Below are 13,684 nucleotides of genomic sequence, written 5' to 3' on the forward strand. Positions count from 1 at the left end.
CTATCTCAAATAACGAAGCGCGCCACCGTCGCATTCAAACCCACCGCCAGGCGCGACAGTTCGTGAGTGGCGTCGCTGGTCTGTTGCGCGCCGCTGGCCGATTGGGTCGCCAGATCACGGATGTTCATCAGGTTGCGGTCCACTTCGCGGGAGACCTGGGCCTGCTCTTCGGATGCGCTGGCAATCACCAGGTTGCGCTCGTTGATCTGGTGGATCGACTGGGTGATCTGTTCCAGCGCCACACCGGCGCCACGGGCCAGCTCCAGGGTGCTTTGGGTGCGCTGGTTGCTTTGCTGCATCGACTGCACGGCCTGGCCGGTGCCGTTCTGGATGCCGGCGACCATTTTTTCGATCTCCTGGGTCGATTGCGCGGTGCGATGGGCCAAGGCACGGACTTCGTCGGCCACCACCGCGAAACCACGTCCGGCCTCCCCGGCCCTGGCGGCCTCGATGGCCGCGTTGAGGGCCAGCAGGTTGGTCTGTTCGGCGATGGCGCGGATCACGTCCAGCACCTTGCCGATGTCGCGGCCCTGGACTGCCAGGCCCTCGATCATCGCGGCGGTGGCTTGTACGTCGTGGGTCATAGTCTGGATCGCATCGACGGTCTCCACCACTCGCGTGCGCCCTTCCCGGGCCGCCTGGGTGGACTGGTTCGAGGCTTCGGAAGTGGACACCGCGTTGCGGGCAACCTCCTCGACCGCGGCGGTCATCTCATTGACGGCAGTGGCCGCCTGCTCGATTTCGCTGTGCTGCCGTTGCAAGCCACGGGAAGACTCCTGGGTGACGGCACTCAACTCTTCAGCGGCGGCGCCCAGCTGGGTGGCGGAACCGGCAATCTGCTCGATGGTCTGGCGCAGGCTGCCCTGCATGGCGCCCAAGGCCTGGAGCAATCGCGCAGGTTCGTCCTTGCCGTCGTCGACGATGACGGTGACCAGATTGCCGCTGGCAATGGTCCGGGCTGCTTCGAGCGCTCGGTTCAGCGGCGTGACGATGCTGCGGGTCAGGAGCAAGGCCAGCAACACGGTCGCCAGCGCGGCGATGACCGAGACGACGATGATGCCGGTGATGGCGCTGGTGTAATAGTCGCCAGCCTTGGCCGATGCTTCGCTGGCGCTGGTCACGTTGAACTCGATGAGTTTGTTGAGCTGTTCGCCCATCAGGTCGGTGCCTTCCTTGATCCGTGTATTGATATGGGCGCGCAGCTGATCAATCTTGTCCTGACGCGACAGCTGGAGCATTTCCTGCTGGGCCTCGAGATACTTTGCAAGCGTCGCGGAAAAAGTCTTGTACAGCTCGGCCTCTTGCGGGGTGGCCGGCAGCGCCGCATAGCTGTTATTGGCCTTGTGCAGTTTTTCCACCAGCACACCGATGCGCCCGTCGGCCTCTTTCAGGCTGGCCGGGTCACGGTTCACCAATATGCGAAACGAGAGGATGCGCATGCGCAGGACGCTTTCCATCACACTGGCCAGATGGCTGACGCTGGGCACCTGGGTCTGTTCCATGTCCACCGAGGCCTGGCGAATGACCGACATGCGATTGGCGGCGAACACGCCGAGGACGACGACAAGCAGTGCGATGACAGTGAAGCCGAGAAAGGCTCTGGGGGCGATATTCAAGCTGCGTAGGGACATGGGAAGACCTCGGATGGTGGTCGAGCGTCCATGCCGCCGGCGTATTGTTTGGGATAATTGTGGGTACGCCTGCCTCGTTATCGGCCCGACTTGAGGCTTTTGCAGGGGGAGATGGAAAATATTCCGTGATGTCAGCGGCGCGAAGCCGCGATTGACGCCCCGGCCTCGCCCATGGTCTCCTGTCGGCCTAGTTACGGGTGCCCTTCACAGGGTGAAACGGGAAACCGGTGAATCGTGTGCTTTACTCCAAGGCCACGTCAGTCCGGTGCTGCCCCCGCAACGGTAAGCGAGCGAAGCGTCGAATCCACTGTGCCTTGGCATGGGAAGGTGACGCTTGCAGGCAAGGCTTCGGCCCAGCCCCTCGCGAGCCCGGAGACCGGCCCATGACTCAAGCTCAACAAACCCGCGGTGGGCGGGCGCTGTTCGAATTCTGGCGAGCCCTCGCCCGGATTTTCATTGCGCTCGCTTCCCCGCCGACAAATCCGAGGGAAGCGCCATGTCGACCATCAGCAGCACCGCCCGTACTACCAGCAGCACTGTCACCCTGAGCCAGCGCCTGAGCGCGGCTGTCCTCGCCTCGATCCTCGGTGCGGGCCTGGTCTACTTCGCCGGTTTCTCCCACATCGAAGCGGTGCACAACGCGGCCCACGACACCCGGCATAGCGCCGCGTTCCCGTGCCACTGAGACCTGACGACATGATCAAGCGTATCGCTCGGACTGCCGGTTTCAGCGGGCTGCTGGCCGCCCTGCTGTTGACTCTTCTACAAAGCCTGTGGGTCGCGCCGCTGATTCAGCAAGCCGAAACCTACGAAAAGGCCCCCGCCAGCGAAATCCATGAACATGCCTCGGGCGCTGCCCACAGCCATGACGACGAAGCCTGGGAACCGCAAGACGGCTGGCAACGCCTGCTCGCCACCACGGGCGGCAACCTGGTGGTCGCGGTGGGTTTCGCCCTGATGCTGGCGGGCCTGTACACCTTGCGCGAGCCGACGCGTACGTCCCAGGGCTTGCTTTGGGGACTGGCCGGCTACGTCACCTTCGTCCTCGCGCCAACGCTTGGCCTGCCACCGGAGCTGCCTGGCACGGCGGCGGCTGAGCTGGCCCAGCGGCAGATGTGGTGGATCGGCACGGCGGCGTCCACGGCGGTCGGCATAGCCCTGATTGCCTTCGGCCGGCAGTGGCTGCTGAAGCTGCTGGGTGTTGCGACGTTGCTGGTGCCTCACGTCATCGGCGCGCCGCAGCCTGAAGTCCATTCGATGCTGGCCCCCGAGGCGCTGGAAAGCCAGTTCAAGGTCGCCGCGCAACTGACCAATGTCACGTTCTGGCTCGCCCTGGGCCTGATCAGCGCCTGGCTGTTTCGCCGTGGCGCCCAGGCTCGTCACGACGCATGAATAGCGGGCCGATCCTGGTGGTCGGCCTGGGCTGCCAACGCGGTTGCCCGGCCAGTGCATTGCGGGCATTGCTTGAGCAGACGCTGCTGGCCCATGGCATTGCGCTCGATAATGTACAGGCCTTGGCCAGTATCGATCTCAAGCACGACGAACCGGGCCTGCTGGAGCTGGCCGAGCAATTGGCGCTGCCACTGACCTGCTTCACTGCCGAGCAGTTGGCGGGTTATCAAACCCAGCTCAGCCAGCGTTCCCGGGTCGCCTTCGAGCGTACGGGCTGCCACGGCGTCGCCGAAAGCGTCGCCCTTGCCCTGGCCGATCAACTGGGCGATTCGCCCGCGAGACTGCTGATTACCCGCCAGAAAAGTGCGCAAGCCACTCTGGCATTGGCGGCAGCTTCGTAACCCTCGATAATCGCCGCCGGAATCATGAGCGATGCTCATGCAAGGCCCTTTTCTACAGGAACCGGTCATGACCGTTTACTTCATCGGTGCCGGCCCCGGCGACCCGGAACTGATCACCGTGAAAGGCCAGCGCCTGATCCACCGTTGCCCGGTGATCATCTACGCCGGCTCCCTGGTGCCGGCGGCCGTGCTTGAAGGCCACAGCGCCGAACAGGTGGTCAACAGCGCAGAGCTGCACCTGGAACAGATCGTCGAACTGATCAGGATCGCGCATCTGAACGGCCAGGACGTGGCCCGGGTGCACTCCGGCGATCCAAGTCTGTATGGCGCCATCGGCGAGCAGATCCGCTGCCTGCGGGAGCTGGACATCCCTTTCGAAATCGTTCCGGGCGTCACCGCCACCTCAGCCTGCGCGGCCCTGCTCGGCGCCGAGCTGACGCTACCGGACGTGTCCCAGAGCGTGATCCTGACCCGCTACGCGGACAAGACCGCGATGCCCGCCGGGGAAGAACTCGCCAGCCTGGCGCAGCATGGCGCAACCATGGCAATTCACCTGGGCGTCAATCACCTGGAAAAAATAGTCGCCGAACTGCTGCCCCACTACGGCGAGGATTGTCCGATCGCGGTGATTCACCGGGCCACTTGGCCGGATCAGGATTGGGTGGTGGGTACGCTGGAGGATATCGCCGGGAAGGTCCAAGCCAAGGGCTTTCGACGTACGGCGCTGATACTGGTGGGGCGTGTGTTGGGCAATGATGTGTTCAGCGAATCATCGCTGTATCGCGCCGGGCATGCGCATCTGTACAGGCCCTGACTCGTCGATATGGAGCGAGGTGGGAGCGAGCCTGCTCGCGAAAGCGGTGGATCAGCCGGCAACGATGTCGAATGTGCCGGCCCCTTCGCGAGCAGGCTCGCTCCCACGCGACTGGTGGTGCCCGCCGGAATCGTGACCCTGACCCGGATCCTGTGGGAGCGAGCTTGCTCGCGATGACCATGGCACACTCAACATCAACGCAAGCTGACCCACCGCTATCGCGAGCAAGCTCGCTCCCACAGGGATCGGCGGCGCCTCTAAGATGGCATGCTGGTCGCAGAAGCTTTTGTGGCGAGGGAGCTTGCTCCCGCTGGACCGCGTAGCGGTCCCCTGGCGACTCACGCGTCAATCACGGAAGGCGCGCGGGTTGCCTTGCGATTGCTACGCAATCGAGCGGGAGCAAGCTCCCTCGCCACAGTGTTCTGCACGCAGCTAGCACCTATCAGTAGTAGGCGTTTTCTTTCTGCGTGTGGTCGGTCACGTCGCGCACGCCCTTGAGTTCCGGGATGCGCTCGAGCAAGGTGCGCTCGATGCCTTCCTTCAGGGTCACGTCAGCCTGGCCGCAGCCCTGGCAACCGCCGCCGAACTGGAGCACGGCGATGCCGTCTTCCACCACGTCGATCAGCGACACCTGGCCGCCGTGGCTGGCCAGCCCCGGGTTGATCTCGGTTTGCAGGTAATAGTTGATGCGCTCGTTGACCGGACTGTCGGCGTTGACCATCGGTACCTTGGCGTTCGGCGCCTTGATGGTCAGCTGGCCGCCCATGCGGTCGGTGGCGTAGTCGACCACCGCATCGTCCAGGAAAGCTTCGCTGAACGAGTCGATGTACGCGGTGAAGCTCTTGAGCCCCAGCGCGGTGTCTTCGGGTTTTTCTTCTCCCGGCTTGCAGTAGGCAATGCACGTCTCTGCGTACTGGGTGCCGGGCTGGGTGATGAAGATGCGGATCCCGATACCCGGGGTGTTCTGCTTGGACAGCAGGTCGGCCAGGTAATCGTGGGCGGCATCGGTAATGGTAATGGCGGTCATGGAAACTCCTCGCAGGCTTGCCGGCAGTTTACGCCAATCATCGCGCCGGACAAAGTCCCAGTATTTTTGTCAGGAAAGCAGCCGACCGCGCAAGGGCGCGAAGCAGCAACTGCCGGGCGAGGTCGCGCTTGATCCGCGCCATCTTCGCTGCGCTCAAGCCGTAGGTGATGTAGGTCTTGTTCACGATCCCCCCTGCACCGGCCAGAGCCGGTAATGGATCGGGCCGGCACCGCTCGAAAACATGAGCGAAATTCATGCAAAAGCCCCGCGTGATCAAATCCTGCACAGGTTTGCTATCATTCCGGCCTTCGTAATGGTCTTTTTTCCAGGTAGTCCTATGTCTGATCGCAGCGCTCGCCTTTATCTTCTCCAGCAGGCCCTCAAGGAACGCATCCTGATCCTCGACGGCGGCATGGGCACGATGATCCAGAGCTACAAGCTGGAAGAGCAGGACTACCGTGGCAAACGCTTCGCCGACTGGCCGAGCGACGTCAAAGGCAACAACGATCTGCTCGTGCTGACCCGCCCCGACGTGATTGGCGCTATCGAAAAGGCCTACCTGGATGCCGGCGCCGACATCCTCGAAACCAACACCTTCAACGCCACCCAGGTGTCCCAGGCCGACTACGGCATGCAGGGCCTGGCCTACGAGCTGAACCTGGAAGGCGCGCGCCTGGCCCGCAAGGTGGCGGACGCCAAGACCCTCGAAACCCCGGACAAGCCGCGCTTCGTCGCTGGCGTGCTCGGCCCGACCAGCCGCACCTGCTCGCTGTCGCCGGATGTGAACAACCCCGGCTACCGCAACGTGACCTTCGACGAGCTGGTGGAGAACTACACCGAAGCCACCAAGGGCCTGATCGAAGGCGGCGCCGACCTGATCCTGATCGAGACCATTTTCGACACGCTCAATGCCAAGGCCGCGATCTTCGCCGTGCAAGGCGTCTATGAAGAGCTGGGCATCGAGTTGCCGATCATGATTTCCGGCACCATCACCGACGCCTCCGGCCGCACCCTCTCCGGCCAGACCACCGAAGCCTTCTGGAACTCGGTGGCCCACGCCAAGCCGATCTCCGTCGGCCTGAACTGCGCCCTCGGCGCCAGCGAACTGCGCCCGTACCTGGAAGAACTGTCAAACAAGGCCAGCACCCATGTATCGGCTCACCCCAACGCCGGCCTGCCCAACGAATTCGGCGAATACGACGAGCTGCCGGTGGACACCGCCAAGGTCATTGAAGAATTTGCCCAGAGCGGCTTCCTCAATATCGTCGGCGGTTGCTGCGGCACCACCCCGGCGCACATCGAAGCTATCGCCAAGGCCGTCGCTGGCTATGCTCCACGGCAGATTCCCGAGATTCCCCGGGCGTGCCGCCTGTCGGGCCTGGAACCGTTCACCATCGATCGCAACTCGCTGTTCGTCAACGTCGGCGAGCGGACCAACATCACCGGCTCCGCCAAATTCGCCCGGCTGATCCGCGAAGACAACTACACCGAAGCCCTGGAAGTGGCGCTGCAACAGGTCGAGGCCGGCGCCCAGGTGATCGACATCAACATGGACGAGGGCATGCTCGATTCGAAGAAGGCCATGGTGACCTTCCTCAATCTGATCGCCGGCGAACCGGATATTTCCCGCGTGCCGATCATGATCGACTCCTCCAAGTGGGAAGTCATCGAAGCTGGCCTCAAGTGCATCCAGGGCAAGGGCATCGTCAACTCCATCAGCATGAAGGAAGGCGTCGAGCAGTTCATCCATCACGCCAAGCTGTGCAAGCGCTACGGCGCCGCCGTGGTGGTGATGGCCTTCGACGAAGCCGGCCAGGCCGACACCGAGGCGCGCAAGAAGGAAATCTGCAAGCGCTCCTACGACATCTTGGTCAATGAAGTCGGCTTCCCGCCGGAAGACATCATCTTCGACCCGAACATCTTCGCCGTCGCCACCGGTATCGAAGAGCACAACAACTATGCCGTGGACTTCATCAACGCCTGCGCCTACATCCGCGATGAACTGCCCTACGCGCTGACCTCCGGTGGCGTGTCCAACGTGTCGTTCTCGTTCCGTGGCAACAACCCGGTGCGCGAGGCGATCCACTCGGTGTTCCTGCTGCATGCGATCCGCGCGGGCCTGACCATGGGCATCGTCAACGCCGGCCAACTGGAGATCTACGACCAGATCCCGGTGGAACTGCGCGACGCGGTGGAAGACGTGATCCTCAACCGTACACCCGAAGGCACCGACGCCCTCCTCGCGATCGCCGACAAGTACAAGGGCGACGGCAGTGTCAAGGAAGCGGAAACCGAAGAATGGCGCGGCTGGGAAGTGAACAAGCGCCTGGAGCACGCGCTGGTCAAGGGCATCACCACCCACATCGTCGAGGACACCGAGGAATCGCGCCTGTCCTTCGCCCGCCCGATCGAAGTGATCGAAGGCCCGCTGATGGCCGGCATGAACATCGTCGGCGACCTGTTTGGCGCCGGCAAGATGTTCCTGCCCCAGGTCGTCAAGTCCGCCCGCGTGATGAAGCAGGCCGTGGCGCACCTGATTCCGTTCATCGAAGCGGAAAAAGGCGACAAGCCAGAGGCCAAGGGCAAGATCCTGATGGCCACGGTCAAGGGCGACGTCCACGACATCGGCAAGAACATCGTCGGCGTGGTGCTGGGGTGCAACGGCTACGACGTGGTCGACCTCGGCGTGATGGTGCCGGCGGAGAAAATCCTTCAGGTGGCCAAAGATGAGAAGTGCGACATCATCGGCCTGTCTGGCCTGATCACACCGTCCCTGGATGAAATGGTGCATGTGGCGCGGGAGATGCAGCGCCAGGACTTCCACCTGCCGCTGATGATCGGTGGCGCCACGACCTCCAAGGCCCACACCGCCGTGAAGATCGAGCCCAAGTACAGCAATGATGCAGTGATCTACGTCACCGACGCCTCCCGCGCCGTGGGCGTGGCGACGCAGTTGCTGTCCAAGGAGCTCAAGCCGGCGTTCGTCGAGAAGACCCGCCTGGACTACATAGACGTGCGCGAGCGCACCTCCAGCCGCAGCGCCCGCACCGAGCGCCTGAGCTACCCGGCGGCCGTGGCGAAGAAGCCGCAGTTCGACTGGAGCAGCTACCAGCCGGTCAAGCCGACTTTCACCGGCGCACGGGTGCTGGACGATATCGACCTGAACGTCCTGGCCGAGTACATCGACTGGACGCCGTTTTTCATTTCCTGGGACCTGGCCGGCAAATACCCGCGCATCCTCACCGACGAAGTGGTCGGCGAAGCGGCCACCGCGCTGTACGCCGATGCCCGGGCGATGCTGCGCAAGCTGATCGACGAGAAACTCATCAGCGCTCGCGCCGTGTTCGGCTTCTGGCCGGCCAACCAGGTGCATGACGACGACCTGGAAGTCTATGGCGACGACGGCAAGCCACTGGCGCGCCTGCATCACCTGCGCCAGCAGATCATCAAGACCGACGGTAAGCCGAACTTCTCCCTGGCCGACTTCGTCGCACCCAAGGACAGCGGCGTGACCGACTATGTCGGTGGCTTCATCACCACCGCCGGCATCGGTGCCGAAGAAGTCGCCAAGGCCTACCAGAACGCCGGCGACGACTACAACTCGATCATGGTCAAGGCCCTGGCCGACCGATTGGCCGAAGCTTGCGCCGAATGGCTGCACCAGCAGGTGCGCAAGGAATATTGGGGCTATGCCAAGGATGAGCGCCTGGACAACGAGGCGCTGATCAAGGAGCAATACACCGGCATCCGCCCTGCCCCCGGTTACCCGGCCTGCCCGGATCACACCGAGAAAGCCACCCTGTTCCGCCTGCTCGACCCCGAGGCCAGCGAACTGAAAGCCGGACGCAGCGGCGTGTTCCTCACCGAACACTACGCGATGTTCCCGGCGGCGGCGGTCAGCGGTTGGTACTTCGCCCATCCCCAGGCGCAGTATTTCGCCGTGGGCAAGATCGACAAGGACCAGGTCCAGAGCTACACCGCGCGCAAGGGCCAGGACCTGAGCGTGACCGAACGCTGGCTGGCGCCGAACCTGGGCTACGACAACTGATCAGGCGCCACTGAAAAGATCGCAGCCGAGGCACGCTGCGATCTTTTCCCTGGGGTTGTCTATGCTTGTCCCAAACCCATGGCAGACGAGGGATTTATGGACGATCCAGTCGACAACAAGCCGCCGACTCTGTTGCAGATGATGCACAGCGTGCTGGCCGCCGCTTTCGGCGTGCAGAGCGGCAAGAACCGCGCCCGGGATTTCACCCACGGCAAGCCGAGTCACTTCGTGATACTGGGAATCGCGTTCACGGTGATCTTCGCCTTGACCCTGTTTGGCATCGTCAAGCTGGTGGTGCATCTGGCGGGGTTGTGACGCCCTCCAACATCACACACATACCCCTGTGGGAGCGAGCCCGCTCGCGAAAACGATAGTCCAGTCGATGATGATGTCGACTGACACATCGCTTTCGCGAGCAGGCTCGCTCCCACAATGGGTTATGCGTGGATTGGGAGGTTATTGATGACTGACCCAGAACACCGCCGTGCCCACCACCAGGATAATCAGGAACAGAATGGCCCAGGCATCAACGGTACTGTCGCTTTTCCTTGCTTTGGTCGGATTACTCATTGCATCGCCTCTTGTCGGTTTTGTAGGTGATTGCATAGGGACTCGACCACAGTTAAGACGATGATTGCCCGTACGACAAATGTGGGTTAGCCAATAATCGAAGGCATTAGTCGATTTGGTTCTTTACATATACTCAAACATCACTTTTGCGCATAACTCAAAACAGGTATCTTGCACCGGCTCCTCTAGGAGTGCGCGGCCGTGCGCGCAGAATTGCCGAGGCAGAACCCGATTTCAGCGAGCCAACCTGCAGCTGTTTCTGATCGGCCCAAGCCTGAGAACGAGACTTATATGTACGTATATGACGAGTATGATCAGCGGATCATCGAGGACCGCGTCAAGCAGTTCCGTGATCAGACCCGACGCTATCTGGCAGGCGAGCTGAGCGAAGAAGAATTCCGCCCTCTGCGCTTGCAGAATGGCCTGTATATCCAGCGCTTCGCCCCGATGCTGCGCGTGGCGGTGCCTTATGGCCAGCTGACCTCGCGCCAGGTGCGCAAGCTGGCCCAGATTGCCCGCGACTATGACAAGGGCTACGCCCACATCAGTACCCGGCAGAACGTCCAGTACAACTGGCCTGCCCTGGAAGACGTGCCCGAGATCCTGGCGGAACTGGCCACCGTGCAGATGCACGCGATCCAGACCAGCGGCAACTGCCTGCGCAACGTGACCACCGACCAGTTTGCCGGCGTCGCGGCCGACGAACTGATCGACCCGCGCCCATGGTGCGAGATCGTTCGCCAATGGACCACGTTCCACCCGGAATTCGCCTACCTGCCGCGCAAGTTCAAGATCGCCATCAATGGCTCGACCTCGGACCGCGCGGCCATCGAAGTCCATGACATCGGCCTCGAAGCGGTCTACAACGCCGCCGGCGAGCTGGGCTTCCGCGTGCTCGTGGGCGGTGGCCTGGGCCGTACGCCGGTGGTCGGCGCGTTCATCAACGAGTTCCTGCCATGGCAGGACCTGCTGAGCTACCTCGACGCCATCCTGCGGGTGTACAACCGCTACGGGCGTCGCGACAACAAATACAAGGCGCGGATCAAGATCCTGGTCAAGGCCCTGACGCCTGAAGTGTTCGCTGAAAAGGTCGAGGCCGAAATGGTCCACCTGCGTGGCGGCCAGACCACCCTGACCGAAGCCGAAGTCCATCGCGTGGCCAAGCATTTCGTCGACCCGGCCTACAAGGCCCTGGACAACCAGGACGCCGAACTGGCCGCCCTCGACAAGGAACACCCGGGCTTCGCGCGCTGGCGGACACGCAACACCCTCAAGCACAAGAAACCGGGCTACGTCGCAGTGACCCTGTCGCTGAAGCCGACCGGTGTCGCACCGGGCGATATCACCGACAAGCAGATGGACGCCGTTGCCGACCTGGCCGACCGCTACAGCTTTGGCCAGCTGCGCACGTCCCACGAGCAGAACATCATCCTGGCGGACGTTGAACAGAGCCAGTTGTTCACCCTGTGGGGCGAGCTGCGCGAGCAAGGCTTCGCCACGCCGAACATCGGCCTGCTGACCGACATGATCTGCTGCCCGGGCGGGGATTTCTGCTCGCTGGCGAACGCCAAGTCGATTCCGATCGCCGAGTCGATCCAGCGCCGCTTCGACGACCTCGACTACCTGTTCGACATCGGCGAGCTGGACCTGAACATTTCCGGCTGCATGAATGCCTGCGGTCACCACCACGTCGGTCACATCGGCATCCTCGGCGTGGACAAGAAAGGCGAGGAGTTCTACCAGGTCTCCCTCGGTGGCAGCGGCAGCCGCGACGCCAGCCTGGGCAAGATCCTCGGCCCGTCGTTTGCCCAGGATGACATGCCGGATGTGATCGAGAAGCTGATCGACGTGTACATCGAACAACGTACCGAAGACGAGCGTTTCATCGACACTTATCAACGTATCGGCATCGACCTCTTCAAGGAACGCGTCTATGCAGCGAATCATTAAGAACAACGAGGTCATCGACGAAACCTGGCACTTGCTGCCCAAGGACGCGACCTTCGATGGCATTTCCAACTGCGACGACCTGATCGTGCCCCTCGCCCTTTGGCGCGACCATGCCCATGCGCTCAAAGCCCGTGATGGCGGCCTGGGCGTGTGGCTGGATGCCGACGAAGAAGCGGAAGAAATCGGCGATGACGCCAATCAGCTCCAGGTCATCGCACTGAACTTCCCGGCCTTCACCGACGGGCGCAGCTACTCCAACGCGCGCCTGTTGCGCGAACGGTATGGCTTCAAGGGTGAATTGCGCGCCATTGGCGATGTGCTGCGCGACCAGTTGTTCTACATGCGCCGCTGCGGTTTTGACGCCTTTGCCCTGCGTGCCGACAAAGACCCCTATGAAGCCCTCGAAAGCCTCAAGGACTTTTCGGTGACCTACCAGGCGGCCACTGACGAACCGTTGCCGCTGTTTCGTCGTCGCTGATAGTTGAAGTATGAAAAAGCCCTGATCCGGGTGTACCGGGTCAGGGCTTTTTTGTTGCCGATTTTGAGCCCACCTCAAAACCACCGTGGGAGCGGGCTTGCTCGCGAAAGCGGTCTGACATCCAAGCATTTGTCGACTGATACGCCGCCTTCGCGAGCAAGCCCGCTCTCACACAAGCTCGCTCCCACAGGAGACAATGTTGGAGCGACTTCAGTGGACTACCAGAACCGCTGCTGCGTCAGGCGGCTCCACCAGCTCAGCAGCACCCGGTCCACCGAACCGCTGGCCGCCATGCCGATGCGCTCCTGCAGGCTTTTGCGTTCGGCATAGTGCAGGTGATAGAGCTCGGCACCCTTGGCCCGTTCGGCCAGGTATTCATCGCTGGTCTTGAGCTCGTCCACCAGGCGTTTCTCCAGCGCGGCGACACCGAGCCAGACCTCGCCGGTTGCCACTTCATCGATAGCCAGTTGCGGGCGGTAGTTGGACACGAAGTTCTTGAACAGCTCATGGGTGATGTCCAGGTCCTCCTGGAATTTTTCCCGGCCCTTCTCGGTATTCTCGCCAAACACCGTCAATGTGCGTTTGTACTCGCCGGCGGTCAGCACTTCGAAATCGATGTCGTGCTTCTTCAGCAGGCGATTGACGTTGGGCAATTGGGCCACGACGCCGATGGAGCCGAGGATCGCGAACGGGGCGCTGATGATCTTCTCGCCGATGCACGCCATCATGTAGCCGCCGCTGGCTGCAACCTTGTCGATGCACACCGTCAGCGGCACGCCGGCCTGACGGATCCGCGCCAGTTGCGACGAGGCCAGGCCGTAGCTGTGGACCATGCCGCCACCGCTTTCCAGGCGCAGGACTACTTCGTCCTTCGGGGTCGCCAGGGTCAGCAGCGCGGTAATTTCGTGACGCAGGCTCTCGGTGGCGGAAGCCTTGATATCGCCATCGAAGTCCAGCACGAATACCCGGGGCTTGGCCGCCGGTTTGTCTTTCTGTTTCTTCCCGGCTTTTTCAGCCTTGCCTTCGCTCTTGCGCAGCGCCTTGAGCTGGTCCTTGTCCAGCAGCGTCTGCTCCAGACGCTCACGCAAGCCCTTGTAGAAATCGTTGAGCTTGCTGACTTGCAACTGCCCGGCCGACTTGCGCCGTCCCTTGCTGCGCAACGCAGCAAAACTGGCCATGACCACCAGAATGGCGATCACCAGCGTCACCGTCTTGGCCAGAAAACCGGCGTATTCGACAAAAAACTCCACAGCGACTCCTTAAATGCAATGCGCCACTGAACGCAGGCGCGTAACGGTCCCAGCATACCCATGCGCCTGCCCCGCTGCCAGCCATGAAACCTGCTGTTACCGTAACGCGGGTGAGTCCGGACG

12 protein-coding genes, 1 pseudogene and 1 riboswitch are annotated in these 13,684 nt (G+C 62.3%); of the genes and pseudogenes, 8 read left to right on the top strand and 5 right to left on the bottom strand.

Annotation, left to right across the window (positions count from 1 at the left end; translation table 11 throughout):
- Nucleotides 1-5: 5 nt before the first annotated feature.
- Both M1E16_RS17215 and M1E16_RS17220 read right to left on the bottom strand, forming a co-directional pair.
- On the bottom strand, nt 6-869 hold the full coding sequence (locus M1E16_RS17215) for a methyl-accepting chemotaxis protein (RefSeq protein WP_434700651.1): 864 nt from the start codon (nt 867-869) through the stop codon (nt 6-8).
- A 39-nt stretch (nt 870-908) separates the two neighbouring features.
- A pseudogene (locus M1E16_RS17220) lies at nt 909-1,631 on the bottom strand (MCP four helix bundle domain-containing protein); the annotation flags it as partial.
- A 178-nt stretch (nt 1,632-1,809) separates the two neighbouring features.
- Nucleotides 1,810-2,030, top strand: a riboswitch (cobalamin riboswitch).
- A gap of 97 nt (nt 2,031-2,127) precedes the next feature.
- On the opposite strand from M1E16_RS17220, the gene M1E16_RS17225 reads away from it, so the two are divergent.
- The 4 genes from M1E16_RS17225 to cobM all read left to right on the top strand — a co-directional run bounded on the left by M1E16_RS17225 (nt 2,128) and on the right by cobM (nt 4,238).
- Nucleotides 2,128-2,316, top strand: coding sequence for a CbtB domain-containing protein (locus tag M1E16_RS17225; protein WP_420764493.1), 189 nt, complete (start codon nt 2,128-2,130; stop codon nt 2,314-2,316).
- A gap of 11 nt (nt 2,317-2,327) precedes the next feature.
- Nucleotides 2,328-3,023 (top strand): CbtA family protein, encoded by a 696-nt coding sequence (locus M1E16_RS17230; protein ID WP_458127961.1) that lies wholly within the window; start codon nt 2,328-2,330, stop codon nt 3,021-3,023.
- Nucleotides 3,020-3,424, top strand: a complete 405-nt coding sequence (locus M1E16_RS17235; protein WP_458127962.1) for a cobalamin biosynthesis protein — start codon at nt 3,020-3,022, stop codon at nt 3,422-3,424. The genes M1E16_RS17230 and M1E16_RS17235 overlap by 4 nt, the downstream gene beginning before the upstream one ends.
- A gap of 67 nt (nt 3,425-3,491) precedes the next feature.
- Entirely contained in the window at nt 3,492-4,238 is a 747-nt protein-coding gene (cobM, locus tag M1E16_RS17240) for a precorrin-4 C(11)-methyltransferase (RefSeq protein WP_458127963.1), read from the top strand.
- A gap of 442 nt (nt 4,239-4,680) precedes the next feature.
- Here cobM and nfuA read toward each other — a convergent pair whose 3' ends face one another.
- Nucleotides 4,681-5,265: a Fe-S biogenesis protein NfuA gene (gene nfuA / locus M1E16_RS17245; RefSeq protein ID WP_003182850.1), complete on the bottom strand. Its 585-nt coding sequence runs from the start codon at nt 5,263-5,265 to the stop codon at nt 4,681-4,683.
- Between the two features lie 37 nt (nt 5,266-5,302).
- The gene (locus M1E16_RS17250; RefSeq protein WP_458127964.1) at nt 5,303-5,449 is read right to left on the bottom strand and encodes a hypothetical protein; all 147 of its coding nucleotides are present in this window, start codon (nt 5,447-5,449) and stop codon (nt 5,303-5,305) included.
- A gap of 153 nt (nt 5,450-5,602) precedes the next feature.
- Between M1E16_RS17250 and metH the strand changes: the two genes are divergently transcribed.
- From metH to M1E16_RS17270, 4 genes are all read left to right on the top strand, one after another.
- Nucleotides 5,603-9,313 carry a methionine synthase gene (metH, locus tag M1E16_RS17255; RefSeq protein ID WP_458127965.1) on the top strand — a complete coding sequence of 1,237 codons (3,711 nt, stop codon included), beginning with the start codon at nt 5,603-5,605 and terminating at the stop codon, nt 9,311-9,313.
- Between the two features lie 96 nt (nt 9,314-9,409).
- On the top strand, nt 9,410-9,628 hold the full coding sequence (locus M1E16_RS17260) for a DUF2970 domain-containing protein (RefSeq protein WP_024781254.1): 219 nt from the start codon (nt 9,410-9,412) through the stop codon (nt 9,626-9,628).
- A 546-nt stretch (nt 9,629-10,174) separates the two neighbouring features.
- On the top strand, nt 10,175-11,833 hold the full coding sequence (locus M1E16_RS17265; protein ID WP_434573404.1) for a nitrite/sulfite reductase: 1,659 nt from the start codon (nt 10,175-10,177) through the stop codon (nt 11,831-11,833).
- Complete coding sequence (locus tag M1E16_RS17270; protein WP_305500286.1) at nt 11,817-12,311, top strand: DUF934 domain-containing protein; 495 nt, start codon at nt 11,817-11,819, stop codon at nt 12,309-12,311. The genes M1E16_RS17265 and M1E16_RS17270 overlap by 17 nt, the downstream gene beginning before the upstream one ends.
- A gap of 218 nt (nt 12,312-12,529) precedes the next feature.
- Here M1E16_RS17270 and sohB read toward each other — a convergent pair whose 3' ends face one another.
- Complete coding sequence (gene sohB / locus M1E16_RS17275) at nt 12,530-13,561, bottom strand: protease SohB (RefSeq protein WP_305500284.1); 1,032 nt, start codon at nt 13,559-13,561, stop codon at nt 12,530-12,532.
- Nucleotides 13,562-13,684 lie beyond the last annotated feature (123 nt).

Source organism: Pseudomonas sp. Z2-11, assembly GCF_054161305.1.

Coding starts and splice junctions, on each gene's coding strand:
- M1E16_RS17215 (WP_434700651.1), bottom strand. CDS start 869: ATGCAGGGCAGCCTGCGCCAGACCATCGAGCAGATTGCCGGTTCCGCC.
- M1E16_RS17225 (WP_420764493.1), top strand. CDS start 2,128: ATGTCGACCATCAGCAGCACCGCCCGTACTACCAGCAGCACTGTCACC.
- M1E16_RS17230 (WP_458127961.1), top strand. CDS start 2,328: ATGATCAAGCGTATCGCTCGGACTGCCGGTTTCAGCGGGCTGCTGGCC.
- M1E16_RS17235 (WP_458127962.1), top strand. CDS start 3,020: ATGAATAGCGGGCCGATCCTGGTGGTCGGCCTGGGCTGCCAACGCGGT.
- cobM (WP_458127963.1), top strand. CDS start 3,492: ATGACCGTTTACTTCATCGGTGCCGGCCCCGGCGACCCGGAACTGATC.
- nfuA (WP_003182850.1), bottom strand. CDS start 5,265: ATGACCGCCATTACCATTACCGATGCCGCCCACGATTACCTGGCCGAC.
- metH (WP_458127965.1), top strand. CDS start 5,603: ATGTCTGATCGCAGCGCTCGCCTTTATCTTCTCCAGCAGGCCCTCAAG.
- M1E16_RS17260 (WP_024781254.1), top strand. CDS start 9,410: ATGGACGATCCAGTCGACAACAAGCCGCCGACTCTGTTGCAGATGATG.
- M1E16_RS17265 (WP_434573404.1), top strand. CDS start 10,175: ATGTACGTATATGACGAGTATGATCAGCGGATCATCGAGGACCGCGTC.
- M1E16_RS17270 (WP_305500286.1), top strand. CDS start 11,817: ATGCAGCGAATCATTAAGAACAACGAGGTCATCGACGAAACCTGGCAC.